Genomic DNA, 25,388 nt, shown 5'->3' on the forward strand with positions numbered 1-25,388 from the left:
CCGGTAGACTCGACCCCCGTGGCTCTCACTATCGGAATCGTCGGCCTGCCCAATGTCGGCAAGTCCACCCTCTTCAACGCTCTGACCAAGAACGACGTGCTCGCGGCGAACTATCCGTTCGCGACGATCGAGCCGAACGTCGGGGTGGTGAACCTGCCCGATCCTCGTCTCGACAAGCTCGCCGAGATCTTCGGCAGCGAGCGCATCCTGCCCGCCGCGGTGTCGTTCGTCGACATCGCCGGCATCGTGCGCGGCGCGAGCGAGGGAGAGGGACTCGGCAACAAGTTCCTCGCGAACATCCGCGAGGCGGATGCCATCGCCCAGGTCGTGCGCGGGTTCGCAGATGACGATGTCGTGCACGTGGACGGTGCGGTCAATCCGGCATCCGACATGGAGACCATCAACGCCGAGCTCATGCTGGCCGACCTCGAGACCGTCGACAAGGCGATCACGCGGTACGAGAAGGAGGTGCGCGGCAAGAAGATCGAGCCCGTCGTCCTCGAGACCGCCAACGCGGCGAAGGATGCGCTCGAGCGTGGTGTGCTGCTGTCCGTCGCGGGCATCGATCTGACGCCGATCCGCGAGCTCGGACTCCTCACCGCCAAGCCGGTCATCTTCGTCTTCAACGTCGACGAGGGCGTGCTCACCGACGACGCCCGCAAGGCGGAGCTCGCCGCGCTGGTCGCCCCGGCGAAGGCCATCTTCCTCGACGCCAAGATCGAGTCCGAGCTGATCGACCTCGACCCCGAGGATGCCGCAGAGCTGCTCGCGTCGACCGGGCAGGACGAGTCCGGTCTCGACCAGCTCGCCCGCATCGGCTTCGACACTCTCGGACTGCAGACCTACCTCACGGCTGGCCCGAAAGAGGCGCGCGCGTGGACGATCCCCAAGGGATCCAAGGCGCCGCAGGCCGCCGGAGTCATCCACACCGACTTCGAGAAGGGCTTCATCAAGGCTGAGATCGTCTCGTTCGACGACCTCGTCGAGACCGGGTCCGTCGTCGAAGCCCGCTCCAAGGGCAAGGCGCGCCTCGAGGGCAAGGACTACGTCATGCAGGACGGCGACGTCGTGGAGTTCCGTTTCAACAACTGAGCGAGGTTCTGCCCGAGTGCTGAGGAGATCGGCACCGGCGCGTACGAAGCCGCGGGGTGCGAATCAGATCTCGTCGCTACGTCGAGCACGCACGGTCCAGCCGACCTGCATCAGTGCCTCCGTGAGGCGGTCGGCGGCAGCGCTCGCGACTTCGACGCTTGCGTCAGAGCAGACGTCGATGGCGATCGGCGGCGGATCGGCGAAGCGTGGGATCTGCACCTCTGCCCAGGCGTCGGGCGACAGCGGTACCCGAGGGGACGCGGTGCGGGCGTCTCGGATGGCGCTGTCCGCCGCGAAAGCGATGACGTCCAGCGCATGGAGCTTGGTGATCGGCATGTCCACCACGAGGGTGACGGCGAAAATCGCGCCTGCGGTATCCCCGAATTCTGGCCTCACCGCATGAAGATATCACTGCGCGGTCGGTGCGGATACGAGGGTGACAGCGACTGGCGATGATCGCCATGCCGCGGAGTCGCGAGCGAACTCGGCGCGCACAGCCGGTCTAGCTGCGACGCTCGACATCCTGGCTCAAGAGCTCGGGCCAGACTTGAACGTCTCCCGGAGTGCGGGCGACCCTCAGGGTCGCGTGCGGGAGCAGCTCGGCGAGGGATTCTGCCGTCGACAGCGGGTGGCCGGGGTCGTCCACCCAGGCCAATATCGTCGTCGGCACATCGATCCCTGCGACCACCTCAGGGGCGGGCAGGTCGCTGAGCGCTGCACCGCGAAGCAATGACGGCAGAAGGGCATCGGCGACGTCGGGCCATGTCTCCGGGGCCGAGACGGTGGCCGGGGGTGGCGTCGATCCGCGCATGCTGGCGAGGAACGCCTCGACACCATCGGCTTCGATCAGCGCAGCCGCGGCTCGGTAGATATCCGCTTGAGCGGGTCTGGTCTTCCACCCGGTGGGCGGCACCATGAGTGTGAGTCCCGTGAAGCGGTCCGGCTCGAGCGACGCAGCGTGCAGAAGGGTCGCGGCACCCATCGAGGGGCCGACCCCGTGGACGCGCTCGCCGGGGAACCAATGATCGAGCAACCGCAGAAGATCATCCGCCAGGTTCGGCCAGCGATAGTCGTCGGCAACCTTCCGCCCGGTCGAACGGCCATGGCCGCGTGCGTCGTACCGCAGGAGTCGAGTTCCGCTCAGTCCGCGACCGAGGTCGAGATTGAGCACCCGGTCGCGGGCCCGACTCGACGTGAGGCCATGCAGCTGGACGACGGGGTGCCCGCCTTCATCGCTCAGGGCGACAGCCAGCTCGGCTCCGGGTACCTCGAAGGTGGGCATCAGGCTCCTCGATCGATGACTGAGCGAGTCTGCTCGGGCAGTCGTGTTGAGTGATCAGGTTATCCGGACGATATGGTGCTACCCATGCGACTGACCAACGTCACGCACCTCCGCCTCCCCTTCGGACGGCTCTGGGGGTACGACGTCAGCGCGTCCGGGCTCGGACGACCCCTGCCCGTGTCGTTCGACCAGCGACTGCATGTCGGGGCGGGTGACCGACCCGGCTCCTGGATGGCTCTGTCGTTCCGGTTGCCCGCACAGACCGATCGTGAATCGATCGCGGATGCGTGGCTGGCTGTCGTCGCTCGACATGGCACGCTGCGATCGGCCTTCGCACGTGGTGCGGACGGCGATCCGACGCTTCACGAGATCGAGATCAGCCCCGGAAGCTGGGTCGAGCATCAGGTGGGCCCTGGTCAGGCGGTCAATGACGCGCTGCGCGACATCCTCGACGCGGAGTGCTCCCCGTACGGACGTCCGTCCCATCGGCTGTGCGTGCTGGAGACCGCTGCGGGGCTCACGGTCGTGATCGCGGCGGACCACGCGCACGTCGACATGTGGTCGATGCTCGTGATCGTGCGCGATCTGCTGTCCGCGCTGGACGCGGGCAAGACGGGCGCGAAGCCGATGTCGACGCCGAGGTCGGCGCCGGCGTTCGTCGAACACACGCAGGCGCTGCTGGACAAGGACCCTGCACCGGACCACGTGCGGCGGCGATGGGAAGCGATCATCGCGGACAGCGGCGGTGTGATGCCGCAGTTCCCCCTGTCGCTCGGCGCACCCGAGCCGCATCGCGAGCGCGTGGAAGTGCGCGATGTGTTCGATGTCGACGACGCCGCGGCATTCGCCGCGCAGGCCCGTGACGATGGCGTCTCCACGCTCGCATCTGCGGTGGTCGCGATGACCGCGGTGACGCGCGAAGTCGCGGGTACTGCGCTGCGAGCCGTGTTCCCCGTGCACAGTCGCTTCGAGGACGACTGGCATGACTCGGTCGGCTGGTTCATCACGAATTCCGTCCTCGAATCGGAGCTCGCCGAACCGCATGCTGCGGCAGCGGCCGTCAAGGAAGCAGTACAACTCGGTACGTGGCCGCTCGCAGATGTGCTCGCACCGTGGGGTGGGATGCCGGTGGCTCCAGGGATGTTCGCGATCTCGTGGCTGGATCTGCGCAGGCTGCCCGTGCGGATCGACTCCGTCGGGCTCGACGCCCAGTACGTCAGCGCGGCAACCGACACCGACGGCGTCATGCTGTGGTTCATCCTGGACGAGTCCGGTCTGCACCTGAGATGCCGCTATCCCGACACCGCAGAGGCTCGCACCAATGTCGGCGGATGGCTCGACCTGCTCGTAGCCAGGATGCAGGCCGACGCGCGGTCCTCGGTGCGGGGACGACTGCAGGTGGCCGGCCGAACCTTCCGTGTCGAGCGGGCCAGCCGGGATGACATCGAGGCGATCGCAGCGCTGCTGTCGGACGATCGATTCGGTGCAGACCGTGAGAGTGTCGAACTCGACCGATACGAGGCGGGCTTCCGCGCCGTCATCCGCGACGCATCCAACTACCTGGGGGTCGTCCGGGACAGCGCCGACCGCATCGTCGCCACCATGCAGTTGACCGTCATCCCGGGGCTCTCTCGCGGCGGGTCGACCCGACTGCAGATCGAGGGACTGCGTGTCGCGACGGCGGAGCGATCACGGGGCCTGGGCGCGGCGATGCTGGAGTGGGCGCACGAGTTCGGTCGTGCGCGGGGGGCGACGCTGTCACAGATCACCACCGACGAGGCTCGGGATCGCACCCGCGCGTTCTACACCCGGCTCGGCTACCAGACGGCCCACGTCGGGCTCAAACGGAACATCTAGCGCGCGTCACACCGCCAGGGCGTGCGGGTAATCCGTCGATCGTCCCTGGAAGCTCAGGATGCTCGGATTCTGGATCATTCCGTCGCGGATCTCGATCGCGCGTGTGAGCGTCGAGCTCTCGGCCCACGCGTCGGGGCCTTCGAGCACAGTGCGGAGGAAAGGCAGGAGAGCTTCGCTGATGTCCCACGTGGCCGAGTTCCAGAGATACGACGGGCTGTGGTCGACGGCGTAGTAGTTCACGCCCTGACCCACCGTGAACATCGGCTCGTCGAAGGTCGTCGGGGTCGCCCACTCGAAGCCCATGCCCTCGTCGCACGACACATCGATCATCAGGCTGCCCGAGGCGAAACGGGACAGGTCCTCGGTGCGCAGATACGTCAACGGCGCCGCGACATCCTGCAGGGTGCAGTTCACGACGATGTCGTACGTCGCCAGGAAGTCGGGGAGCAGCACGGAGCCGTCCTCCGTCTCGACCTCGCTGAGGTGCGTGGGGCCGTCGTCGGTGTTCAGCTGAGTGAGGTGCGAGTTGTGGATGGGGGAGCCCACGGCGGCCGCCCCGCGCTGAGTGAGGACTTCGATGTCGTGCACCCCGTGAGCATTCAATGCCGTCACCGCGCCGCGTGCCGTCGCCCCGAAGCCGATGACTACTGCGCGCAGGCGCGGGCCGTAGTCCCCGGTCGAGCCGACGAGGCTCATCGCATGGATGACCGAGCAGTAGCCGGCCAGCTCGTTGTTCTTGTGGAAGACGTGCAGGCTCATGTCTCCCTGCGGGGTCCAGTGGTTCATGGCCTCGAAGGCGATCAGCGTGAGACGGCTGTCGATCGCGGTCTGCGTGAGAGCGACGTCCTGCACGCAGTGCGGCCAGCCCCACAGGATGCCGCCAGCGCTGATCTCGGCGACATCCGCGAGCTGCGGCTTGGGCAGCAGCAGCACGTCAGCGGAGGCGAGCACGTCAGACCGCGCGGCGACCCGGCCCACGCGGGACTCCACATAGCCGGGCTCCAGCTGGAAGTCGGCGCCGTACCCGTGCTCGACGATCATGCGAGCGCGCACATCCGCGTCGATGCGGTCGAGATGGCGGGGATGGATCGGGAGGCGCCGTTCGTTCTCCATCGAGGAGTTCGCCAGCAGGCCGAGGGTCAGAAGCTCCGGGCCGGAGGTCTGGGTATGGACGGACGAGCGTGTCGTGTCTGACAACGGGTTCCCATCTTCGGGGAACCAGAGTCAGCTCCTGGCCTGACTCTACGCCCCTGCGCGCCTGAGGTGGGGCGGGGCCGATCTCCGCCGATGGGCTCGACTACGCTGGAAAGCGATCCCTGACATCCGAACGAGGAGCCGCGCGCCCATGACCGATACCCAGATCTTCGAGCCAGAGGGCCGCGCGATCCCCTTCGTGGATGAGGGAGACGGTCCGGTCAAGCTGGTTCTGATCCAGGAGCAGGGACTCGCCGCCGACGTGCTGGGCGTCGCCGCGCACTATCTCGCCGAAGAGGCGGGTTTCCATGTGCTGCGGATCGGCCACCGCGCGGCATCCGATGCCTCGCTCGACGAGCGTGTCGACGACGTCATCGACGTGATCGATCACGTCGGAATCGAGGACACCTGGGTCGGCGGTCATGGCTTCGGTGGGACGATCGCACGCGCCCTCGTGGCAGCGCACAGCGACCGGGCCAACGGTCTGCTGCTGCTCGGCGTCGAGGACGTCGACATCGCCGTCGCACCGGCGATCCCCGTGCTGATCGTTCAGGGAACCGAAGACACCGACACCCCGGCCGCCACTGCCGAGGCGTTGCAGGCCACGATGCCTGACCGTTCCAGCATCAAGACGATCGCCGGCGACCACCTGTTCCCGATGCACCACCCGATCGAGACCGGCGTGATCATCGAGGAATACCTGGACTGGGACTGACTCGGATGCCATCATCTGGCCGCACTGTCGTCCTCGCGATCGACCTGCAGGCCGGCGTGATGCCGGGATGCTTCGACGAGCACAGTGTGCTCGCGCGTGCCGCAAGCCTCGTAGAGCGCGCTCGCGACGGTGGGGTTCCCGTGGTCTGGGTCCACCACGACCCCGTCGGAGTGGGCACACCCGAGTGGGAGCTCGCCGCGCCGCTGCGGCGGGACGAAGGAGAGCCGTTGGTTCGCAAGAGCTACCGCGACTCCTTCGCCGACACGAACCTGCGCGAGACCCTGGACGCCCTCGGCGCGACACGACTGGTGATCACCGGCGCGCAGTCCGACTCCTGCGTACGCACCACGATGCAGCGCGCGGCGGCGGAAGGTTATGACGTGACCCTCGTGAGTGACGCGCACACGACGGTCGACACGGAGTGGGACGGCGTGCCGATCTCAGGTGAGCAGATCGTCGCGCACACGAACATGTACTTCTCGGGACTGCGGTATCCCGGGCAGGAGTTCGCGATCGCGACGCATGATCAGGTCGCGCTCTGACGAGAGCCGCGCCCTATATTGATCTCGTGACCCAGTATGCAGCTCAGGCCAAGACGAACCTGCTCGCCCTGGTGGGCTTCATCGCCGCGTTCGTGATCCCTCTTGCGGGTGTGATCCTGTCGATCTTCGCGCGCCGACAGCTGGACGCTCCCGGGAACACCGAGTCCGGCCGGGGCCTCGCTCGGTGGGCGATGGTGATCGGCATCCTCGGCACGCTCGCTCAGGTCGCCTTCTTCATCCTCTGGTTCTCGCTCTTCTTCCGCGCCGTGGCCTGACGGTCACCGGGCCGGGGCGGGCGTGGACCAGCCGTGAGCCTGACAGACTGGTCTGATGACCGCCACCCTCGTCGCCCAGAACCTGGCAGGCGGCTACGGCCACCGCATCCTCTTCGAGGGCCTCGACCTGACTGTCGCTCCCGGTGACGTCATCGGCGTGGTAGGTGCGAACGGCGCAGGGAAATCGACTCTGCTCCGCCTGCTCGCCGGTGTGGATGCGCCGATGGGCGGGTCGATCTCGCTCGCGCCCACCGACGCTTTCGTCGGCTGGCTGCCTCAGGAGCATGAGCGCGTCGACGGCGAGACGGTGGCGGGATACATCGCGCGCCGCACGGGCTGCGCGACGGCGACGAGTGAGATGGATGCCGCTGCAGCGGCGCTCGGCGATCCCACGCTCGCCCCGGCGGGCACGGACCCCGCCGACACCTATTCTCAGGCGCTCGATCGGTGGCTCGCGAGCGGTGCCGCCGATCTCGAGGAGCGCATCCCTGCGGTGCTCGCCGACCTCGGACTCCCGAGCACGAGCGGCGTCGCGGAGGACGCGCTCATGACCGGCCTGTCCGGCGGCCAGGCGGCTCGCGTCGGACTCGCCGCACTGCTGCTGTCGCGGTTCGACATCGTCTTCCTCGACGAGCCGACCAACGACCTCGACCTCGATGGGCTGGAGCGCCTCGAGGCGTTCGTACGCGGTCTCCGCGGCGGCGTCGTTCTCGTCAGCCACGACCGCGAGTTCCTGGCTCGCAGCGTCACCCGCGTGCTCGAACTCGATCTCGCCCAGGGATCGAATCGTCTCTACGGGGGCGGCTACGACGCCTACATCGAGGAACGCGCCGTCGTGCGTCGGCACCTGCGGGAGAAGTACGACGAGTTCGCCGACAAGAAGGCGGACCTCGTCGCGCGGGCGCGCACCCAGCGAGAATGGTCGAGCCAGGGCGTCCGGAACGCGATGAAGAAGGCTCCGGACAACGACAAGATCAGGCGCAAGGCGTCGACGGAGTCGAGTGAGAAGCAGGCGCAGAAGGTGCGTCAGATGGAGAGCCGGATCGCACGACTGGACGAGGTCGAGGAGCCGCGCAAGGAATGGCAGCTGGAGTTCACGATCGGCTCTGCGCCCCGATCGAGCAGCGTGGTCTCGACACTCAACGGGGCGGTCTTCCAGCAGGGCGCGTTCACGCTGGGGCCGCTGTCTCTGCAGGTGGACGTCGGCGACCGCATCGGAATCACCGGTCCCAACGGCGCCGGCAAGTCGACTCTGCTCCGTGGGCTCCTCGGACGACAGCAACCCGTCGAGGGGACCGCGGCGCTCGGGAGCAGCGTGCAGATCGGCGAGATCGACCAGGCTCGGTCGCTGCTGATCGGCGATTCTGCGCTCGCCGATGCGTTCGAGGCTCTCGTGCCCGAGATGTCGTCGGCCGAGGTGCGCACGCTGCTGGCGAAGTTCGGTCTGAGGGCAGACCACGTCACGCGTTCCGTCGAAGCCCTGTCACCGGGTGAACGCACGCGGGCGGCACTGGCGCTGCTGCAGGCGCGGGGAGTCAATCTGCTCGTCCTCGACGAGCCGACCAACCACCTCGACCTGCCGGCGATCGAACAACTCGAGCAGGCGCTCCAGTCGTACACCGGAACTCTGCTGCTGGTCACGCACGACCGACGGATGCTGGAGGCTGTCCAGACCGATCGGCGGTGGTCCGTCGAGAGCGGCCAGGTCACCGAACGCTGAGGCTCAGCGACCCTGACGCTTCTTGTAGGGCTTCGGCTGACCCTTCACGATGGGCGCGCGACCTTTGCCCTTGGACGCCTTGGCCTTGCCGCCCGCCGGGCCCGCCGTCTTCGGCGCGGGCGGGGGAGCGGCGGCCACGGTCGCCTGCGCTTCAGCGAGGAACAGCTCTCCCACGTTCGTGAGTCGCGGCGTCCCTTCGCGATTGATCAGCGTGTGTCCGACCTCGTCCTCGAGCTTGTCGAGAGAGGTGTACAGGGAGGCCAGGGGAATGCCCAGCTGGGAAGCGGCTCGGGGGAAGTGCAGCGTCTCAGCGAGGACGACGTAGCGACGGAGCAATGCCAGCTTCATGCGGGGGAACGGTCCTTCTGGATCCGCGACGATCACGGGTCTCCGTCTAACCTACGCGAGGCGGATGCGCGGCAGTCCCAGACGCACGGATGCCGCGGCTCGATGAGCCGCGGCATCCGGTGGCGGATCTCCTCAGGAGACCTGCGGAAGCACGGCGAAGGACACGGATCCCTCGTCATCGACGCCGGCGTCGAGCACCTTGTCATCGAGCGCGGCTGCGGCGGTCTCATCGAGGAAGAGTCGGGTGCCCGACACCTCGACGACCTGGTCGTCGGGTTCCGGGTCCGGAGTCACGAGGACGGCGAGGCGCGCACCCCCATCCGGTCCAGGGGCAGGCGTGGAGTGGATGCGAAGCCCGGCGTCGTCGGCGTCGGTCTGACGGCTGACGAGGGTGTTCACGATTGCGGTGGCGTTATCGGTGAGGGTGAGCACAAGACTCTCCTTCCGGTTGCGGTCACGACGCGGGTGCGGCGTGACGGGCCACGATTCCGCACTCGGCGGGACGATTCAACCCGACGCGCCCGTTCAGAGGGGTCTCACACCTGATGCAGAGGTTTTCTCAGGAACACCTGCTCGGTTCCGTCGCCCTGCGGCACGCGCTCGGCCTGCTCGTATCCGCATGACTCGTACAGGCGGATGTTGGCTTCGCTCAGACTGCCGGTGAAGAGCTCGGCCACATCCGCGCTCGACGCGCGTTCGGCCGCGTCGAGCAGCGTGCGCCCGATGCCCTCTCCCTGCATGTCGGGCGCGATCGCGATCCTGCCGATCAGTAGCACGCCGTCGTCCTCGACGAACCGGATGACCCCGACCAGCCGTCCGTCCTTCCGCGCCGCGAGGCCGCTGCTGGAACGCAGCTCGGCCTCCACTTCGGGGAGCGTCTGGGTCAGCGGGGGCATATCGGCGCTGCCGTAGATCTGCGCCTCCGACACGAACGCCGCGCGCTGCAGGGTGAGCACCTCACCCGCATCCGACTCCGAGGTCGGGCCGATCACCACATCCGATGCGTGGTCGTCGATCTCGGTCTGTGCTCTCTCTGATTTCGTCACTGCGCCACGATCTGATGAGACCGGGGGGACTGTCAACCCCCTCGATACGGGCCGCGAGCGGAGCTAATCTCGCAGTTTCCAACCCCAGGAGGACTCATGGCTGAGAAGAGCACGTCCAAGAGCGCGTCCAAGACCGGCACCGCATCCAAGCGCGGAGCGAAGACGACGAGAAGGCAGAACGCCGAGAAGGGATTCACGGCGTCGCCCACCCTCGCCGGGAACCTGCAGCTCGTGCTGGTCGACCTGATCGAGCTCTCACTACAGGGCAAGCAGGCACACTGGAACGTCGTCGGACGCAACTTCCGGGACACCCACCGTCAGCTCGACGAGATCATCGACGCCGCGCGCACGTTCAGCGACACGGTCGCCGAGCGGATGCGGGCACTGCACGCGGTGCCCGACGGACGCACGGACACGATCGCGGAATCGACCTCTCTTCCCGCGTTCCCGATGGGCGAGGTCTCGACGACCGACACGATCGACCTCATCACCGCGCGCCTCGAGGCGACGATCGGGACGATCCGCGACGTGCACGATGCCGTCGACGAGGAAGACCCCACGTCGGCCGACATCCTGCACGCGGTGCTCGAGAGCCTGGAGCAGTTCGCGTGGATGGTGAGTGCCGAGAACCGCACTCCCGCGACCAGCTGAGCTGACGTCTCACTCTCGTTCGTCCTCCCGCGTACGTTCGGCCTCTCGCCGGACCAGGCGCGGGAGGACGAGCCAGAGGAGGAGGACGGCGACCAGTGAGGAGACGAGCGCGATGAGCCCGGCGGCGCGATCGACGGTGAAGTCGATGATGAGGGTGGTCACACCGATCGTCAGTGCGGAGATCGCCACGAGGTCGATCTTCACGATCCGAGCGGCCACCCGGACGAGTTCGGGTTTGCGGCGGCGACCGAACAGCGCCCGGTGCATGCCCACCGGCGCGAGCGCCAGGATCGTCGCCAGCGCGGCGAGTGCCACCAGCACCACGTACAGATCCCTCTGGACCTCGTCCATGTCCTCGAAGCGGGGAGTGAAGGCGACGGCCAGCAGGAATCCGGTGAGGATCTGCGTACCGGTCTGCATCACTCGCAGCTCCTGCAGGAGCTCCTCCCAGTTGCGGTCGGCGCGCTCGTTCCGAGTCTCGTCGCGTCCGTCTCGTCGGTCGTCGAGCTCGCTCGACGGTGCAGATCGGTGGTCGGGTTCCATGCAGTCAGTTTTGCGGCACCGCTCGGAGTCTGTCCAGACTCTTGCGCAGATGCACTCGAGGAGCAGGGGATGACGCTTCCACCGATCCGCGAGTGGTGGCCCGGGCTGTCGCTCGAGGCGCGAGTCGAGGTGCTCGGAGATACCGCGCCGCACCTCGGCGAGCGAACGCGGGATGAGATCAGGACGATCACCGGGGCTGTGGTCGGCATGGCCGAGACGCTGTCCGACGACGATCTGGAGTACGCCCGTTCCGAGGCCCGGTCGGAGATCGAGCAGGAGGACTCGGCCTGAGACGGCGTTGTCAGCTGTCGCCGTTCGCGTGCTCCTCGCGCAGCCGCGGCACGGTGCGGCGTTCGGGACGGAGACCGGCCTTGTCTGAGTAGAACGCCCGGATCCTGTCCATGTCAGCGGCGACGTCCCCCGTCAGCTCGATCGTGGGGCCGAGTCCGGTGGTCATCGTGGTGCGGTCGACGAAACCGAGAGTCACCGGCATCCCGGTCTCTCGTGCGATCCGATAGAAGCCGGACTTCCAGTACTCGTTGCCCCCGCGAGTGCCGTCGGGCGTGATCACGAGGCCGAAGACGCCGCCGGAATGGACCTGCTCCACGACGTCGTTGACGACCCGCGCCGGGTCGGCGCGGTCGACGGCGATGCCGCCGAGACGACGCATGATCGGACCCCGCCACCCGCGGAACAGGCTGTTCTTGCCGAGCCAGTGCACCTCGATGCCCAGTCTCCACGCGATCGCCAGCATGAGCACGAAGTCCCAGTTGGACGTGTGCGGCGCACCGATGAGGATGGTGGGTCTCTGAGGAGTGGCCTCGGCGGTGAGGGTCCAGCGGCTGACTGCCCAGAAGAAGCGGGCGAGGAGTCGTTTGAGCACTCGTCCACCGTAGGGCAGAACGTCTGATGATCAGCCGCCCCCGGCCGCCGCCGCATTTCCGCGCCATGCCGTCGCCACAGGCGTACGATCGAATGATGGCCAAGACACAGGACTCCGCCGAGCAGGACGCACCGACCGTGCTTCAGCCGCTGACCGGAACTCCGAACCTGCTTGATGACGACGCCGCCGGGTACTGCAGCGGCGGCGTCTGCCACTTCCCTGCGCCGCAGACGCAGTAGCAGGAGACGCCGCCGCAGCGGGACGATCAGTGCCCGCCGTGCGCTCCGCCGGAGACGTCGTCTGCCGGCTTGCGGACGAAGGGGCTCAGCGCCACCGCAGCCAGCGAGATGATCGCGGCGATGAGGAATGCCATGCGGGCACCCGGCGCACCGGCGACCGCCGTGGGGAGCCCTTCGGCTTCTCCGGCGTGCAGGATGGCGGAGTACGTCACCGTCAGCACCGCCACGCCCGCCGCGCCACCGACCTGCTGGAGGGTGTTCAGCACAGCGGAGCCGTGTGAGTACAGCGAACGCTGCAGCGACCCGAGCGACGCGGAGAACAACGGCGTGAACGACATCGCGAGTCCGACCGACATGGCCGCCTGCACGATGATGAGGACCCACCACACGGTGTGCTCGCCGACGGTCGAGTAGTAGAACAGCGCGGCCGACACGAGGATCGTTCCGGGGATCAGCAGCGGGCGAGTGCCGCGTGCGTCGTACACCCGACCCATGATGGGGCCGAGCAGACCCATCAGCACCGAACCGGGAAGGAGGATGAGGCCGGACTCGAGGGCGTTGAGGCCGGCGACGTTCTGCAGGTACTGCGGCAGAAGGGTCAGCGTCCCGAACATCGACAGCGCGAGGATCGTCATGATGACGACCGAGAACGTGAAGTTCGCCGAGCGGAACACGCGCAGGTCGAGCAGTGCGTCGTCGACCCGCTGCAGCACCAGCTGGCGCCACACGAACAGCGCGAGTGCGACGGCACCCACGACGAGAGCGACGACACCGGCGGTCTCGCCGGATCCGCCTTCGCCGCCGAACTGGCTGAGACCGAAGACGATGCCGCCGAATCCGAGAGCGGCGAGCGGGATGGAGACGACATCGAGGGGGACCACGCGGGTCTCACCCAGGTTGGTCATCCACTTGACGCCGATGAGCAGCGAGACGAGCGCGATGGGCAGGATGATCGCGAACAGCGCACGCCAGTGGAGCGTCTCGAGGACCGCACCGGCGAGCGTCGGTCCGATCGCGGGAGCGAGCGAGATGACGAGTCCGACGCGCCCCATCATGCGTCCGCGCGACTGGGCGGGGACGACGTTCATGATGGTGGTCATGAGGAGCGGCATCATGATGCCCGTGCCGGCGGCCTGGATGACGCGGCCGGCGAGGAGGATCTCGAATCCGGGCGCCACGAGGGCGACCAGGGTTCCGAGCGAGAACGAGATCATCGCGGCGATGAAGACCTGACGGGTCGTGAAGCGCTGCAGGATGAACCCGGTCGTCGGGATGACGACCGCCATGGTGAGCATGAACGCGCTCGTCAGCCACTGGCCGAGCTCGGGCGGGATGCCCAGATCGACGTTCAGATGGGGGATCGCGATGCCCATCGTGGTCTCGTTGAGGATCGCGACGAACGCGGCGACGAGCAGGAGCCAGATCACGCGCATGTCGCTGCGGGCGATCTCGCCGCTGCGCGCGGGAGGGGGCGTGGTGATCGACCCGGTGTCGACGGCAGACATACGGCCTCCAAGGCACTGAAGAGAGGGGGAGATCGCGCGAGTGCGCGGGGACCACTCAGCGTAACCACAGGTTCGGACATTTCATTCCGGATCCCTCTGAATCCGCTCTCAGCGGACGGACGCCCGCGCTGAGCGCGTCCGGGGTCATGCGTGCTGACTACGCTGGCGACATGAGCATGGGTGGTGGACGCGGGGGATTCCGCGGTGTGGACGAGAGCGCACAGCGTCGGCTCAACGCCGAGGCACCGCGCATCAGCGGGCTCGGATCCAGGGTGATCGCGCTGTTCCGTCCGTACCGCTGGCGCATCTTCTGGACCGGCGTATTGGTTGTGATCGGCGCCGCCATCGCCGTGATCCCGCCGCTGATCGTGCAGCGCATCTTCGACGACGCGCTCTTCCCCGTCGACGGCGGTGGCCCCCAGCTGCAGCTCCTGATCTGGCTGGTCTCGGCGATGGTCGGGCTCTTCCTCCTCTCCGCCGTCCTCGGCGTCGCGCAGACCTGGCTCACCTCGACCGTCGGCAACAGCGTCACGGGCGACCTGCGGGTCCGGCTGTTCGAGCATCTGCAGGCCATGGAGCTCGGATTCTTCACCCGGACGAAGACCGGCGTCATCCAGTCGCGTCTGCAGAACGACGTCGGCGGCGTCTCGGGCGTCCTGACCAACACCGTGACCAGCATCCTCGGCAATGTCGTGACGGTCATCGCCTCCCTCGTCGCGATGATCCTGATCGATTGGCGGCTCACGCTGATCGCTGTCGTGCTCATGCCGTTCCTCATCATCGTGCAGCGACGCGTGGGGCAGGTCCGTGCGCGCATCGCCGGCGAGACCCAGGAGTCGCTGTCCGAGCTCACCTCCATCACGCAGGAGACTCTGAGCGTGTCGGGGATGCTCCTGTCGAAGGCGTTCAACCGACAGCGCACCGAATCGCAGCGGTACCAGGCCGAGAACCGCAACCAGGTGAGGCTGCAGGTACGGCGGGCGATGAGCGGGCAGGGCTTCTTCGCGGTCGTCCAGGTGCTGATGGCGAGCGTCCCCGCGGTCATCTACCTCGTCTCGGGCTACCTGATCGCCGGCGGCACCGGCGCGATCACCGCGGGAACCGTCGTCGCCTTCACGACCGTCCAGGCCCGTCTGCTGCAGCCGCTGATGGGCCTCATGCGGGTGTCGCTCGACCTCCAGACGTCGTCCGCGCTGTTCGCGCGCATCTTCGAGTACCTCGACCTGGTGCCCGAGATCCAGGACGCCCCGGATGCGATCACGGTCGCTGAAGCGCCGGGGCCACGGGGACGGATCGAGTTCGCCGACGTCGTCTTCCGCTATCCGGACGCGGCACCCGATGCTCGCCCCACCCTGCAGGGCGTCTCCTTCGTGGCCGAGCCCGGTCAGCACGTCGCATTCGTCGGTCCCTCGGGTGCGGGCAAGACGACGGTGCTGTATCTGGCGCCGAGACTGTACGAGGCGCATGGCGGCGCGGTGCTGTTCGCGGGAGCGGACGTGAAGACCCTCACGCAGGAGTCGATCATCGACCAGGTCGGCATCGTCTCGCAGGAGACGTACCTGTTCCACGCGACGATCCGCGAGAACCTGCTGTACGCCAGACCCGACGCGACGGACGAGGAGATGATCGCCGCCTGCACCGCAGCGAACATCCATCACATCATCAGCGGGTTCGAAGACGGCTATGACACCGTGGTCGGAGAACGGGGATACCGTCTCTCGGGCGGTGAGAAGCAGCGCATCGCGATCGCCCGAGTGCTGTTGAAGGATCCGCCCGTGCTGCTGCTCGACGAAGCGACGTCCGCTCTCGACACGGTGTCGGAGCGCGTCGTGCAGGAGGCGTTGGACGAAGCGGCCAAGGGGCGCACGACGCTGACGATCGCGCATCGACTCTCGACGATCATGGGGGCCGACGTCATCCATGTCGTCGAAGCCGGCCTGATCGTGGAGTCGGGCACTCACGCCGAGCTCCTCGCGCGGGGCGGTCTCTATGCCGAGCTCGCCGCGCAGCAGGTGGCCGCTTCGCGTGTGCTCGATACGGAGAGGGCCGTCGAGACGGCCGTCTCGGGAGGCGTGCGCGCGGCCCTCGCCCACCGTCGGGCCGACCGGGCTCCGGAGGATTCCGCCGGGGCGGATGCGGTCGACGCGCTCACCGCTCCGGTTCCGCTGCTCGACGTGTCCCGTGCCGACGAGCGGGTCTACCCGGCCGAGGGGTGAGACGTGCTCAGTGCACCGACAGGCCGCCGTCGATGAACAGCGACTGCCCGGTGACGTAGCTCGAGCCGGCGCCGGCGAGGAACACGGCCGCGGCCGCGAAATCCGACGGCAGTCCGTTGCGTCCGATCATGGTCCGTGCGGCGAGGGCGGCGATCTGCTCGGGGTCCTCCTGCAGCCGGGCGTTGAGCGGGGTGAGCACGAACCCCGGGACGAGACTGTTGCTCGTGACTCCGGTGCTTCCCCATGCCTCGGCCTCCGAGCGCATCAGCGACTCCACGGCTCCCTTCGAGGCGCCGTAGACGCCGCTGCCGACGAACGCGCGATGCGCCTGCTGGGAGCTGATGTGGATCAGGCGCCCGTAGCCCCGCTCGGCCATGCCGGTGGCATAGCGCTGGCCGAGCAGGAAAGGGGCGAGCGCATTCACGGTCATCGTCGCGTCCCAGTCGCCCTCGGTGATCTCGGAGAACGGCGGGCGGATGTTGATCCCTGCGGAGTTCACCAGGATGTCCGGCTCGCCGAACGGCTCGACGGCCGCTTCAGCGAGGGCTCGGATTCCCTCCCGCGTGCCGAGGTCTCCGACGACTCCTGCCGCCCGGCATCCGGCGCGGGTGAGCTCCGCCACGGTCTCGGCAATCCGCGCTTCACCGCGCGCCACGATCACGGTCGAGGCGCCTGCGCTCGCGAGTGCCGTCGCGATGCCGCGTCCGATGCCCGAGCTGCCACCGGTGACGACGGCGGTGCGCCCCTCGAGCGAGAAGAGGTCGGCGAGGTACTGGTTCATCGGTCTCCAGAGTGCGCGTCTCACCACGCCAGCGCGGCGGTGAGGGCGGGATCGGGGCGGGCGGCGGCGTGCTCGGGGAGTGCTTCGATCTCGGCGACGAACGCGTCGACCTCGTCTGAGTAGTCCGGTTCGGTGTGCGTGCGCGCGATCTCGAGCAGCGGCGGAATGTCCATGGCCAGGATCAGCTCGAGACGGGCAGTGACGGCGGCCTGTGCCCCCGCCTCGTGCAGCACGCGGATTCCTCCGCGCAGAGCCGTGAGATAGTCGCGCAGCACGGGGAGCTTCGCACGCCCCTGCGTGATCGAGGTGCCGTCCGCGCGCAGGCGCCAGCGCACCACGGTGTCGGGGATGACATCGAAGCTGCGCGCCCGTGTGTACATCAGCTGGGCGACCACCTGATCCTCGTAGGCGACGCCCTCGGGGAACCTCAAGTCGTTCCAGAACTCGGTGCGGCTGACCTTCGACCAAGCCACGATGTTCGCGCTCGCTCGAGGGTGCTCCGCGATCGTGGTGGCGAGTCGTTCGGGCGACGTCGCTGCCGACACCCACGGCTGCACGCGCCCCGCGACGTAGCGCTCGCCGTCGAAGCGCGACCGCACATAGGCGCCGGCGACGAAATCGCTGCCGGTCTCGACGAGCGTCCCGACGAGTCGTTCGAGGGCCGAGGGCGTGAGTTCGTCGTCTGCGTCGAGGAAGCCGATCAGGGGAGTGTTGACGAGGTCGATGCCGACGTTCCGCGCGGCACCCAGGCCGCGGGACGCCTCGTGCTGCACCGCCCGGAACCGTGGATCCGATGCGGCGGCCGCGGCGAAGATCTCCGCCGTGTCGTCTCTGGATCCGTCGTCGATGAGGATCGCGTTCCACCGCGTCTCGGTCTGCGAGCGCAGCGACTCGAGTGCGGCAGGAGCGAAGGCGCCGATGTCGCGGCCGGGGACGATCAGGGTCACGATCGGGGCGGAGGCGGTCACGAGCCGAGTCTATGGCCGGCCGGTCGGGCTCGTCGTTCAGGGGTGGGTGACCGCGCGCACCGATTCGGCGACCAGCCCGGCGAGCCGTTCGGCCAGGTCGTGCGGGAGCGCCTCGCGTCCGAAGGTGAACCGCACAGAGGTCTGCGCGACCGCGGGGGAGATCCCGCATGCGAGAAGCACATGCGAGGGCTCGTCGCTTCCGGCGGCGCAGGCAGAACCGCTCGACGACACCACTCCCCGACGCTCGAGCTCGAGCAGGACAGCCTCCCCGCTGACTCCGGCGAACGTGAAGCTCGCTGTGCCGGGCAGCCGTGTCACGGGGTCGCCGGTGAGGGCCGCCTGCGGCACGAGTGCGTGCACCGCGGCGATGAAGCGCCCCGTCGACTCAGCGACCCGGGCGCTCGCCTCCTCGCGCTCCGCGTCGGCGAGCTCCAGCGCTGTCGCGAGGGCCACCGCGCCGGCGACGTTCTCGGTGCCCGAACGGCGTCCTCGTTCCTGGCCGCCCCCGTGCATGAGCGGCTCGAGCGCGACGCGCCCTCGCACGGCGAGCGCTCCGACCCCCTTCGGAGCTCCGAGCTTGTGCCCGGCGATCGCGACGGCATCCGCTCCGAGGCCGCTGAGCGGCAGCCACCCCGCAGACTGCACGGCGTCGACATGCACCGGGACGCCTGCCTCCCTCGCGGCTGCTGCGAGGGAGGCGACGTCCTGGACCGTGCCGATCTCGTTGTTGGCGTGTCCGAAGGCGACCAGTGCGGTGTCATCGCGCAGGGCCTGCGTCAGAGCGGCGACGGAGATCCTGCCGAGGCCGTCGACGGGGATCGGCGTCACCTCGACGTCGTGGAAGCGCCGCAGGTGGTCGGCGGATTCGAGGATCGACTCGTGCTCGATCGGCGAGACGACCAGATGCCGGCGACCGCGTGCGAGGGGTGCCAGCACGATGCCCTTCACCGCGAGATTGTTCGATTCCGTTCCACCGGATGTGAAGATCACATCGCCCGCGCGCATGCCCAGCACTCGGGCCACCCGCGACCGTGCGTCATCGAGTGCGCTCGCCGCGGCCTCACCGTACGTGTGGTGGCTCGACGGATTGCCGAAGACCCCGGTCAGGAACGGGCGCATGGCCTCGACGACCTCCGGTCGCACCGGAGCCGTTGCGGCGTGATCGAGATAGAGCATCCCCGTCAGTCGATCCGCACGTCGAGACCGAGATCGAGCGCCCGGGCGGAGTGCGTCAGGGCGCCGACCGAGATGACGTCGACCCCGGTCGCCGCGATCGCCCCGACCGTGTCGAGAGCGACCCCGCCCGAGGCTTCGACCTGCGCGCGATCGCCGATCATCGAGACCCCGGCGCGCAGGTCGTCGAGAGAGAAGTTGTCGAGCAGCACCGTGTGCGCACCCCCGTCGAGCACGGCGGGGATCTGATCGAGCCGGTCGACCTCGACGACCACGTGCGTCGTGTGAGGCAGCCGGGAGAGCGCATCCCGCAGAGCCGAGGCGAGGTCGACGCCCGAGCGCTTCAGCACCGCGAGATGGTTGTCCTTGGCCATCACCGCATCGGACAGCGAGAACCGGTGGTTGTGACCACCGCCCGAGAGCACCGCATGCCGTTCGAACGCTCGCATGCCCGGGGTCGTCTTCCGCGTGTCGGCGATCCGCGCCGATGTCCCCTCGACCGCGCGCACGTAGGCGGCGGTGGCTGTCGCGACACCGCTCATCCGCTGGGTGAAGTTCAGAGCGATGCGCTCGGCGGTGAGGATGCCGCGGGCCGAGCCGGATACCGAGGCGAGCACGTCGCCCGCCTCGAAGGCGTCTCCGTCGCCCACATGCACGTCGACCGCGATCGCCGGATCGGTGAGGTGGAACGCGGCCGCGAACACCTCGCCGCCGCTGAAGGTGCCCGCTTCGCGGGCGACGAGGTCGGCAGTGGCGGTGGCATCCGCGGGAAGCAGGGTCGCGCTCGTCAGGTCGCCCCAGGGGGCGTCTTCCTCGAGGGCTGCGCTGACGACGCGGGTGATGTGGGCGGCGGTGAGCATCAGACTGTCTCCAGGAGAGGTGAGGCGAGGGGTTCGCGGAAGTGCGCACCGACGGAATCGGTGCGAGCGAGCGCGGCAGACGCGGTCGCGCGGGCGAGCAGGAGGAGGTTCGCATCCTCGCGCTCGCGGACGGTGGCCGGCTCGGGAATCGCGGCGAGCCAGCGGCCGACGATGGTTGCGGCGTGTCGCAGACCCTCTTCCGAGCGCAGCAGGCCGACGTGGTCCCACATCAGGCGCTGCAGCGCTGCGCGACTGAAGTCGGCGCCGACAGCGATCTCGCCGGTGGATTCCGACTCCTCGGACAGAGGTGCGCGAGGCGCCGAGCCGCGCTGCGAGCTGACGGGAGGATGCTGCCAGGGCGTGCCGAGCGCGGCTGCCGCGCGGGCTCCGAAGACCGCGCCTTCGAGCAGCGAGTTCGAGGCGAGACGATTCGCGCCGTGCACGCCGGTGCGCGCGACCTCGCCCACGGCGAAGAGCCCGGGGACGGAGGTGCGCCCGTCGAGGTCGGTGACGACGCCTCCCATCAGATAGTGGGCGGCGGGTGTCACCGGGATCGGAGTGGAGGCCCAGTCGAGACCGCGTTCCCGCGTCACGCGATCAATCGTCGGGAATCGCTGCGCGAGTCTGAGTCCGCCGATCATGGTCGCGTCGAGACGCACCGGGGAGCCCTGTCGGGCGGACTGGCGGGCGATCGCCCGCGCGACGACGTCGCGCGGGGCGAGCTCGCCGTCCGGGTGGCTGTCGAAGACGAATCGCCGGCCGTCGGCGTCCACCAGCGTCGCCCCTTCGCCGCGGACCGCTTCCGAGACGAGGAAGGCGGGACCCTCGGCCAGGATCGTCGGATGGAACTGCACGAACTCGAGGTCGGCCACCGCGGCCCCGATCCGCACGGCGGCGGCGATGCCGTCGCCCGTGGTGCCGAGGGGATTCGTGGTGTGCGCATACAGGTGCCCTGCGCCGCCCGTGGCGAGCACGACCGCGTCGGCGGAGAGCTCCGAGACCGCCCCGCCGACCTGGACCCGCACGCCGCGCACGACGCCGTCCTCGGCGATCACGTCGGCCAGAAAGGCGCCCTCCACGACGGTGACATCCGCGTCGCGGACCGAGGCCACCATCGCCCGGGTGATCTCTGCTCCCGTGGCATCCCCTCCGGCGTGCACGATGCGTGCGTGACGGTGCGCCGCCTCCCGCCCGAGCAGCACCCGCCCGTCGGGTGAGCGGTCGAACGCGACGCCTCGGGCGATCAGCTCCGCGATCCTGGTCGCGCCCTGGTGCACGAGAACATCGACCGCGGCGGGATCCGAGAGTCCTGCTCCGGCATCGATGGTGTCTGCGGCGTGCTGTGCCGCCGAGTCGCCGACGCCGTAGATTCCGGCGACGCCGCCCTGCGCGTACCCCGTGCAGCCGTCGCCCAGCGCACCCTTCGTCACGACCGTGACCGAGTGACCGGTCTCGTGCGCGTGCAGGGCCGTCGTGAGTCCGGCGATGCCCGAGCCGACGACGACGACGTTCATCGGGCGCTCGCCGCCACGGGCGGCTTCGCCGCCAGCATCCGTTCGAGGGCGATGCGGGCGGGGTCGGCCACGTCCGCCGTCACCGTGATCCGATTCGGCGTGCGGCCCGCGACGAGCTCTTCGAGCACCCAGGCGAGATACCCGGGGTGGATGCGGTACATCGTCGAGCAGGGGCACACCACCGGGTCCAGGCAGAAGATCTCGTGCTGGGGGAACTGCGCCGCGAGGCGACGGACGAGGTTGATCTCGGTGCCGATCGCGAAGGTGGTCGGCGTGGTCGCCGCGGCGATCGCCCGACGGATGTAGTCGGTCGATCCCGCCTCGTCCGCCGCGTCCACGACGGCCATCGGGCACTCAGGGTGCACGATCACCCGGACCCCGGGGTGCTCGGCCCGCGCCTGGTCGATCTGATCCACGGTGAAACGGCGGTGCACCGAGCAGAACCCGTGCCAGAGGATCACCTGCGAGTCGACGAGCTGTGCCGCGGAGGATCCGCCGAGCGCCTGGCGCGGGTTCCACATCGGCATCCGCTCGAGCGGTACGCCCATCGCCTTCGCGGTGTTGCGGCCGAGGTGCTGGTCGGGGAAGAAGAGCACGCGCTGACCGCGCTCGAATGCCCACTCGAGTACGGTCTGCGCATTCGAGGAGGTGCACACGATTCCTCCGTGGCGCCCCACGAAGCCCTTGATCGCGGCCGACGAGTTCATATACGTGACGGGGATCACCGGCACCCGTCCACCCGCATCGGGTGTGTCGAGGTCGCCCAGCACGTCTGCGAGCTGCTCCCAGCAGTCCTCGACCTGATCGATGTCCGCCATATCGGCCATCGAGCATCCGGCCGCCAGATTGGGCAGGATCACGGCCTGGTCGGGTCCCGAGAGCAGATCAGCCGTCTCGGCCATGAAGTGCACTCCGCAGAACACGATCGCCTCGGCGTTCGGACGCTCCTTCGCCGCGGTCGCGAGCTGGAACGAGTCGCCCACGTAGTCGGCGTGCCGCACGACCTCTTCGCGCTGGTAGAAGTGCCCGAGCACGACGGCGCGGTCACCGAGGGTGGCCTTCGCGATGCGGATGCGCTCGTCGAGGTCGGCCTCGCCGGCTTCTCGGTACTCGGCGGGGAGCTCTCCCTGCCGCGGAGCGCCGGTGGGGATGACGTCGCCCATCGACGACCCGGGACCGTATCCGGGGCGGGAGTCGAAGTCCCAGGGGCCGGCGGCGAGGTCGGTCGCGCACGTCGCGTCGGTCGAGGCGCCGGACACGATCGACTGGATCGCGTGATCGACAGAGGCGTCGATCGGCTGGACGACCGGTGTGGGAACGAAGGTGATGCTCATCGGGTGCTCGTCTCCTCGGGGCCGAGGGGGCCGTGATCGGCCAGCTCGACGTCGGTGTTGTAGCGGTACAGGCGGGCGGGTCGGTGGTTGCCGGTGCGGAACCGGTCGGTGGGAAGGAGGTTGCCGGCGGATTCGACCTGGCGGCGGAAGTTGGCCGGATCCAGGTGCTTGCCGAGAATGGCCTCGTACGCCTCGCGGAGATCCGCCAGGGTGAACTCGGCAGGAAGGAAGCCGTGGGCGACGCGGCTGTAGCCGACCTTGTTCCGCAGTCGCCACAGGGCGTACTCGACGATCTTCGTGTGATCGAAGGCCAGCGCCGGGAGCTCATCGAGGTCGACCCAGCGCACGTTCTCCGGAGGCTTGCCGGATGCCCGATGCGCCGCGCTCTGCGCGTCGACGTCATCCTGGCGGAGCAGTGCCCAGTACACGATCGACACGACGCGGGTGGGGGAGCGGTCGACGGCCCCGAAGGCGTAGAGCTGCTCGAGATAGCTCGGCGTCAGTCCCGTCGTCTCGGCCAGAGTCCTGGCTGCGGCGTCGACAGCCGATTCGGTCTCGGTGAGCCAGCCGCCGGGGAGGGCCCACTGGCCGGCGAACGGCTCGCGCGTGCGCAGCACGAGTGGCAGCGCGAGCACCGCCGAGCCGTCCTCGGCGCGTCGAAGGGTGAGGATCACGGTCGACACGGCGACGTCGATGCCTCTGCTTTGGGTCATATGTACCTTAACCTCCTGCTCCGATCTTAGTGTCATCTCGACTGTTAGTGCATCTTCATGACGCCACCGCCCCTGAGGCCGAAACGTTATATACCAGCGTTCTGGACTCTTGTCGCTAGGAAAGGGATTTGTTAGGTTACTGTCCTAACAAATCCCTTTCGGGATCTGTTGCGAACTCCGTCCGGAGTTCGACTCCACCCGGAGAAATCCCTCCTGCAGTGCAGCACCGAGAGGAAATACAGAATGATCCGTAACGGAAGGCGCAAGATCGCGCTCACCGCTGTGGCGGGGGCATCCGTCCTCGCCCTGGGCCTGACGGCCTGTGGCGCAGGCGGAGGCAACGAGGGGAGCGGTGGCGATGGCGACCGTGCTCTTCGTGTCTGGGCCGGCAGTCAGACCCCCATCACCGCGAACTACAACCCGTTCGCCCCGACCGTGCTCCACGGTGCACTCGGGCCGATCTACGAGCCGCTGTTCTTCTTCAACAAGACGGCGGATTCCGAGCCCGTCGGTCTGATCGGAGACTCGTACGAATACAACGAGGACGGCACGGTGATCACGATCGCCATCAAGCCCGATCTCAAGTGGAGCGACGGAGAGCCGCTGACCGCCGCCGACGTCGCGTTCTCCTTCACCTACGAGGCCAACAACCCTGAGGGCAACGGTCTCGTCTCGGCGGAGGCTACCGACGACACCACGGTCGTCCTCACGTACACGACCGCGCAGTACACGACCGAGTTCCAGCGCCTCGGTTCGACCTACATCCTCCCCGAGCACGTGTGGGCGGAGGTCACCGACTTCGCGAACTTCGCCAACGAAGAGCCTGTCGGCTCCGGCGCCTACGTGGTCGACAAGACGACGAGCGAGTCGTACACGCTCGTCGCGAACGAGAACTTCCGCGACGCCGACGAGCTCGGAGTCAAGAAGGTCCAGTACATCGCGGTCGACAACAACCAGACCGCACAGGACCTGCTCGCCGCCGGCAAGCTCGACTGGACGGGCATGTTCATCCCGAACCCGGACGACGTCACGGGCAACGGAGCGATCGATTGGATCAACACGCCGCAGGACCCGACCGTCCTGTACACGTGCTCGAACGCCGAGCTCGGATGCACGGGTCCCCAGACCGACGTCGCGGTTCGACAGGCGCTCAACGTCGCGATCGACCGCGCGGCCATCAAGGACAAGGCGTTCGTCGGTCTGACCGGCGACATCTCGCCGACCTTCGCGCTGCTGCCCCGTGACGAGAAGTGGGTCGCGGACTCCGCCAACGAGATCAGCCCCCAGGAGGCGAACGCCGACGAGGCTGGCGAGATCCTCGAGGCCGCCGGCTATACGAAGGACGGCGACTTCTACGCGAAGGACGGCGTGCCGCTCGAGCTCAGCCTGATCTCGGTCGACGGCTGGACCGACTACAACGATGCGGCGAAGCTGATCGCCGAGCAGGCAGAGGCTGCCGGCATCAAGATCACGGCATCCACGGTGCAGTGGCAGGAATTCTCGGACGCCCGTCAGGGCGGTGAGTTCCAGCTGATCGTCGGCGGTGTGGTCGGAACCTCGGTGGCCGACCCGTTCCAGATCTACCGCGACTGGTTCGGCGGCACGACCGTCGGTTCGACCGCAGCGGTGGGCTCGGAGGTGCCCGCGGGGCGTTGGAACTTCAGCCGATACAGCAACCCCGTCGTCGACACGGCCGTCCAGGCCGCGATCAGCACGAACGACGAGGCAGAGAAGAAAGAGCTGTACGGCACGATCCAGACCGAGATCGTCCGTGATCTGCCCTACATCCCGCTCGTGATCAACGCGACGCAGACCTTCTACAACACGAAGGACTTCACGGGATGGCCGACGGAGGAGGACCTCTATGCCTTCCCGCCGTCCTGGGGTGCGATCGCGGCGGGCTACGTCCTGACGCAGCTCGAGCCGGCGAACTAAGC

The 25,388-nt window shown here is 68.3% G+C and carries 27 protein-coding genes; 11 read left to right on the forward strand and 16 right to left on the reverse strand.

Going from position 1 to position 25,388, the window contains the following annotated elements:
* The first annotated feature begins 18 nt into the window (after positions 1 to 18).
* Complete coding sequence (gene ychF / locus ASE34_RS06660) at positions 19 to 1,092, forward strand: redox-regulated ATPase YchF (RefSeq protein ID WP_056277996.1); 1,074 nt, start codon at positions 19 to 21, stop codon at positions 1,090 to 1,092.
* Positions 1,093 to 1,155: 63 nt separating this feature from the next.
* On the opposite strand, the gene ASE34_RS06665 is transcribed toward ychF, so the two are convergent.
* Positions 1,156 to 1,428, reverse strand: a complete 273-nt coding sequence (locus ASE34_RS06665) for a hypothetical protein (protein WP_056279005.1) — start codon at positions 1,426 to 1,428, stop codon at positions 1,156 to 1,158.
* Between the two features lie 166 nt (positions 1,429 to 1,594).
* The gene (locus ASE34_RS06670; protein ID WP_056277999.1) at positions 1,595 to 2,374 is read right to left on the reverse strand and encodes an alpha/beta fold hydrolase; all 780 of its coding nucleotides are present in this window, start codon (positions 2,372 to 2,374) and stop codon (positions 1,595 to 1,597) included.
* A gap of 84 nt (positions 2,375 to 2,458) precedes the next feature.
* On the opposite strand from ASE34_RS06670, the gene ASE34_RS06675 reads away from it, so the two are divergent.
* The gene (locus ASE34_RS06675) at positions 2,459 to 4,231 is read left to right on the forward strand and encodes a GNAT family N-acetyltransferase (RefSeq protein WP_056278002.1); all 1,773 of its coding nucleotides are present in this window, start codon (positions 2,459 to 2,461) and stop codon (positions 4,229 to 4,231) included.
* 6 nt (positions 4,232 to 4,237) lie between these two features.
* Here the strand turns inward: ASE34_RS06675 and ASE34_RS06680 are convergent, their stop codons facing one another.
* The gene (locus ASE34_RS06680) at positions 4,238 to 5,344 is read right to left on the reverse strand and encodes a N(5)-(carboxyethyl)ornithine synthase (protein WP_056279006.1); all 1,107 of its coding nucleotides are present in this window, start codon (positions 5,342 to 5,344) and stop codon (positions 4,238 to 4,240) included.
* A 232-nt stretch (positions 5,345 to 5,576) separates the two neighbouring features.
* On the opposite strand from ASE34_RS06680, the gene ASE34_RS06685 reads away from it, so the two are divergent.
* Genes ASE34_RS06685 through ASE34_RS06700 form a run of 4 tightly spaced genes read left to right on the forward strand, consistent with a single transcriptional unit; the run spans position 5,577 to position 8,677 of the window.
* The gene (locus tag ASE34_RS06685) at positions 5,577 to 6,140 is read left to right on the forward strand and encodes an alpha/beta fold hydrolase (protein WP_053095540.1); all 564 of its coding nucleotides are present in this window, start codon (positions 5,577 to 5,579) and stop codon (positions 6,138 to 6,140) included.
* Positions 6,141 to 6,145: 5 nt separating this feature from the next.
* On the forward strand, positions 6,146 to 6,682 hold the full coding sequence (locus ASE34_RS06690; RefSeq protein ID WP_056278005.1) for an isochorismatase family protein: 537 nt from the start codon (positions 6,146 to 6,148) through the stop codon (positions 6,680 to 6,682).
* A 26-nt stretch (positions 6,683 to 6,708) separates the two neighbouring features.
* Complete coding sequence (locus ASE34_RS06695) at positions 6,709 to 6,957, forward strand: hypothetical protein (protein WP_056278008.1); 249 nt, start codon at positions 6,709 to 6,711, stop codon at positions 6,955 to 6,957.
* 55 nt (positions 6,958 to 7,012) lie between these two features.
* The gene (locus ASE34_RS06700; protein WP_056278010.1) at positions 7,013 to 8,677 is read left to right on the forward strand and encodes an ABC-F family ATP-binding cassette domain-containing protein; all 1,665 of its coding nucleotides are present in this window, start codon (positions 7,013 to 7,015) and stop codon (positions 8,675 to 8,677) included.
* Between the two features lie 3 nt (positions 8,678 to 8,680).
* Here the strand turns inward: ASE34_RS06700 and ASE34_RS06705 are convergent, their stop codons facing one another.
* The 3 genes from ASE34_RS06705 to ASE34_RS06715 form a co-directional block, all read right to left on the reverse strand.
* Positions 8,681 to 9,025 (reverse strand): LysR family transcriptional regulator, encoded by a 345-nt coding sequence (locus ASE34_RS06705; RefSeq protein WP_053099048.1) that lies wholly within the window; start codon positions 9,023 to 9,025, stop codon positions 8,681 to 8,683.
* Between the two features lie 132 nt (positions 9,026 to 9,157).
* Positions 9,158 to 9,457, reverse strand: coding sequence for a Fe-S cluster assembly protein HesB (locus ASE34_RS06710; RefSeq protein WP_053095543.1), 300 nt, complete (start codon positions 9,455 to 9,457; stop codon positions 9,158 to 9,160).
* Positions 9,458 to 9,561: 104 nt separating this feature from the next.
* On the reverse strand, positions 9,562 to 10,071 hold the full coding sequence (locus tag ASE34_RS06715) for a GNAT family N-acetyltransferase (RefSeq protein WP_414855534.1): 510 nt from the start codon (positions 10,069 to 10,071) through the stop codon (positions 9,562 to 9,564).
* Between the two features lie 96 nt (positions 10,072 to 10,167).
* Between ASE34_RS06715 and ASE34_RS06720 the strand changes: the two genes are divergently transcribed.
* Positions 10,168 to 10,722: a Dps family protein gene (locus ASE34_RS06720; protein WP_056278013.1), complete on the forward strand. Its 555-nt coding sequence runs from the start codon at positions 10,168 to 10,170 to the stop codon at positions 10,720 to 10,722.
* A 9-nt stretch (positions 10,723 to 10,731) separates the two neighbouring features.
* Here ASE34_RS06720 and ASE34_RS06725 read toward each other — a convergent pair whose 3' ends face one another.
* Entirely contained in the window at positions 10,732 to 11,265 is a 534-nt protein-coding gene (locus ASE34_RS06725; RefSeq protein ID WP_056278016.1) for a DUF6328 family protein, read from the reverse strand.
* Positions 11,266 to 11,334: 69 nt separating this feature from the next.
* Here ASE34_RS06725 and ASE34_RS06730 point away from each other — a divergent pair, with 69 nt between their 5' ends.
* Entirely contained in the window at positions 11,335 to 11,556 is a 222-nt protein-coding gene (locus tag ASE34_RS06730; RefSeq protein WP_053095546.1) for a hypothetical protein, read from the forward strand.
* 10 nt (positions 11,557 to 11,566) lie between these two features.
* Here ASE34_RS06730 and ASE34_RS06735 read toward each other — a convergent pair whose 3' ends face one another.
* Positions 11,567 to 12,148: a 1-acyl-sn-glycerol-3-phosphate acyltransferase gene (locus tag ASE34_RS06735; RefSeq protein WP_056278019.1), complete on the reverse strand. Its 582-nt coding sequence runs from the start codon at positions 12,146 to 12,148 to the stop codon at positions 11,567 to 11,569.
* A 95-nt stretch (positions 12,149 to 12,243) separates the two neighbouring features.
* On the opposite strand from ASE34_RS06735, the gene ASE34_RS17990 reads away from it, so the two are divergent.
* Complete coding sequence (locus ASE34_RS17990; protein WP_200955163.1) at positions 12,244 to 12,387, forward strand: hypothetical protein; 144 nt, start codon at positions 12,244 to 12,246, stop codon at positions 12,385 to 12,387.
* 26 nt (positions 12,388 to 12,413) lie between these two features.
* On the opposite strand, the gene ASE34_RS06740 is transcribed toward ASE34_RS17990, so the two are convergent.
* A complete protein-coding gene (locus ASE34_RS06740) occupies positions 12,414 to 13,892 on the reverse strand; it encodes an MDR family MFS transporter (RefSeq protein ID WP_053095548.1) in 1,479 nt (492 codons plus the stop codon).
* A 170-nt stretch (positions 13,893 to 14,062) separates the two neighbouring features.
* Between ASE34_RS06740 and ASE34_RS06745 the strand changes: the two genes are divergently transcribed.
* On the forward strand, positions 14,063 to 16,108 hold the full coding sequence (locus tag ASE34_RS06745; protein ID WP_053099050.1) for an ABC transporter ATP-binding protein: 2,046 nt from the start codon (positions 14,063 to 14,065) through the stop codon (positions 16,106 to 16,108).
* Between the two features lie 7 nt (positions 16,109 to 16,115).
* Here ASE34_RS06745 and ASE34_RS06750 read toward each other — a convergent pair whose 3' ends face one another.
* Genes ASE34_RS06750 through ASE34_RS06780 form a run of 7 tightly spaced genes read right to left on the reverse strand, consistent with a single transcriptional unit; the run spans position 16,116 to position 23,451 of the window.
* Positions 16,116 to 16,889, reverse strand: coding sequence for an SDR family NAD(P)-dependent oxidoreductase (locus tag ASE34_RS06750; RefSeq protein WP_053095549.1), 774 nt, complete (start codon positions 16,887 to 16,889; stop codon positions 16,116 to 16,118).
* Between the two features lie 20 nt (positions 16,890 to 16,909).
* Complete coding sequence (locus tag ASE34_RS06755) at positions 16,910 to 17,857, reverse strand: glycosyltransferase family 2 protein (protein WP_056278022.1); 948 nt, start codon at positions 17,855 to 17,857, stop codon at positions 16,910 to 16,912.
* A gap of 36 nt (positions 17,858 to 17,893) precedes the next feature.
* On the reverse strand, positions 17,894 to 19,033 hold the full coding sequence (locus tag ASE34_RS06760; RefSeq protein WP_056278024.1) for a cysteine desulfurase family protein: 1,140 nt from the start codon (positions 19,031 to 19,033) through the stop codon (positions 17,894 to 17,896).
* A gap of 5 nt (positions 19,034 to 19,038) precedes the next feature.
* Positions 19,039 to 19,890 carry a carboxylating nicotinate-nucleotide diphosphorylase gene (gene nadC, locus ASE34_RS06765; RefSeq protein ID WP_056278027.1) on the reverse strand — a complete coding sequence of 284 codons (852 nt, stop codon included), beginning with the start codon at positions 19,888 to 19,890 and terminating at the stop codon, positions 19,039 to 19,041.
* Entirely contained in the window at positions 19,890 to 21,404 is a 1,515-nt protein-coding gene (gene nadB / locus ASE34_RS06770; RefSeq protein ID WP_056278031.1) for an L-aspartate oxidase, read from the reverse strand. The genes nadC and nadB overlap by 1 nt, the downstream gene beginning before the upstream one ends.
* Positions 21,401 to 22,738: a quinolinate synthase NadA gene (gene nadA, locus ASE34_RS06775; RefSeq protein ID WP_053095554.1), complete on the reverse strand. Its 1,338-nt coding sequence runs from the start codon at positions 22,736 to 22,738 to the stop codon at positions 21,401 to 21,403. Before nadA ends, nadB begins: the two co-directional genes overlap by 4 nt.
* Complete coding sequence (locus tag ASE34_RS06780; RefSeq protein WP_056278033.1) at positions 22,735 to 23,451, reverse strand: NUDIX hydrolase; 717 nt, start codon at positions 23,449 to 23,451, stop codon at positions 22,735 to 22,737. The genes nadA and ASE34_RS06780 overlap by 4 nt, the downstream gene beginning before the upstream one ends.
* A gap of 243 nt (positions 23,452 to 23,694) precedes the next feature.
* Here ASE34_RS06780 and ASE34_RS06785 point away from each other — a divergent pair, with 243 nt between their 5' ends.
* Entirely contained in the window at positions 23,695 to 25,386 is a 1,692-nt protein-coding gene (locus tag ASE34_RS06785; RefSeq protein ID WP_056278036.1) for an ABC transporter substrate-binding protein, read from the forward strand.
* Positions 25,387 to 25,388: the final 2 nt, after the last annotated feature.

It is taken from the genome of Microbacterium sp. Root280D1, assembly GCF_001428975.1.
Lineage (GTDB): Bacteria > Actinomycetota > Actinomycetes > Actinomycetales > Microbacteriaceae > Microbacterium.

Coding starts and splice junctions, on each gene's coding strand:
- ASE34_RS06665 (WP_056279005.1), bottom strand. CDS start 1,428: ATGCCGATCACCAAGCTCCATGCGCTGGACGTCATCGCTTTCGCGGCG.
- ASE34_RS06670 (WP_056277999.1), bottom strand. CDS start 2,374: ATGCCCACCTTCGAGGTACCCGGAGCCGAGCTGGCTGTCGCCCTGAGC.
- ASE34_RS06675 (WP_056278002.1), top strand. CDS start 2,459: ATGCGACTGACCAACGTCACGCACCTCCGCCTCCCCTTCGGACGGCTC.
- ASE34_RS06680 (WP_056279006.1), bottom strand. CDS start 5,344: ATGGAGAACGAACGGCGCCTCCCGATCCATCCCCGCCATCTCGACCGC.
- ASE34_RS06685 (WP_053095540.1), top strand. CDS start 5,577: ATGACCGATACCCAGATCTTCGAGCCAGAGGGCCGCGCGATCCCCTTC.
- ASE34_RS06690 (WP_056278005.1), top strand. CDS start 6,146: ATGCCATCATCTGGCCGCACTGTCGTCCTCGCGATCGACCTGCAGGCC.
- ASE34_RS06700 (WP_056278010.1), top strand. CDS start 7,013: ATGACCGCCACCCTCGTCGCCCAGAACCTGGCAGGCGGCTACGGCCAC.
- ASE34_RS06705 (WP_053099048.1), bottom strand. CDS start 9,025: ATGAAGCTGGCATTGCTCCGTCGCTACGTCGTCCTCGCTGAGACGCTG.
- ASE34_RS06720 (WP_056278013.1), top strand. CDS start 10,168: ATGGCTGAGAAGAGCACGTCCAAGAGCGCGTCCAAGACCGGCACCGCA.
- ASE34_RS06725 (WP_056278016.1), bottom strand. CDS start 11,265: ATGGAACCCGACCACCGATCTGCACCGTCGAGCGAGCTCGACGACCGA.
- ASE34_RS06730 (WP_053095546.1), top strand. CDS start 11,335: ATGACGCTTCCACCGATCCGCGAGTGGTGGCCCGGGCTGTCGCTCGAG.
- ASE34_RS17990 (WP_200955163.1), top strand. CDS start 12,244: ATGGCCAAGACACAGGACTCCGCCGAGCAGGACGCACCGACCGTGCTT.
- ASE34_RS06740 (WP_053095548.1), bottom strand. CDS start 13,892: ATGTCTGCCGTCGACACCGGGTCGATCACCACGCCCCCTCCCGCGCGC.
- ASE34_RS06745 (WP_053099050.1), top strand. CDS start 14,063: ATGAGCATGGGTGGTGGACGCGGGGGATTCCGCGGTGTGGACGAGAGC.
- ASE34_RS06750 (WP_053095549.1), bottom strand. CDS start 16,889: ATGAACCAGTACCTCGCCGACCTCTTCTCGCTCGAGGGGCGCACCGCC.
- ASE34_RS06760 (WP_056278024.1), bottom strand. CDS start 19,033: ATGCTCTATCTCGATCACGCCGCAACGGCTCCGGTGCGACCGGAGGTC.
- nadC (WP_056278027.1), bottom strand. CDS start 19,890: ATGCTCACCGCCGCCCACATCACCCGCGTCGTCAGCGCAGCCCTCGAG.
- nadB (WP_056278031.1), bottom strand. CDS start 21,404: ATGAACGTCGTCGTCGTCGGCTCGGGCATCGCCGGACTCACGACGGCC.
- nadA (WP_053095554.1), bottom strand. CDS start 22,738: ATGAGCATCACCTTCGTTCCCACACCGGTCGTCCAGCCGATCGACGCC.
- ASE34_RS06780 (WP_056278033.1), bottom strand. CDS start 23,451: ATGACCCAAAGCAGAGGCATCGACGTCGCCGTGTCGACCGTGATCCTC.
- ASE34_RS06785 (WP_056278036.1), top strand. CDS start 23,695: ATGATCCGTAACGGAAGGCGCAAGATCGCGCTCACCGCTGTGGCGGGG.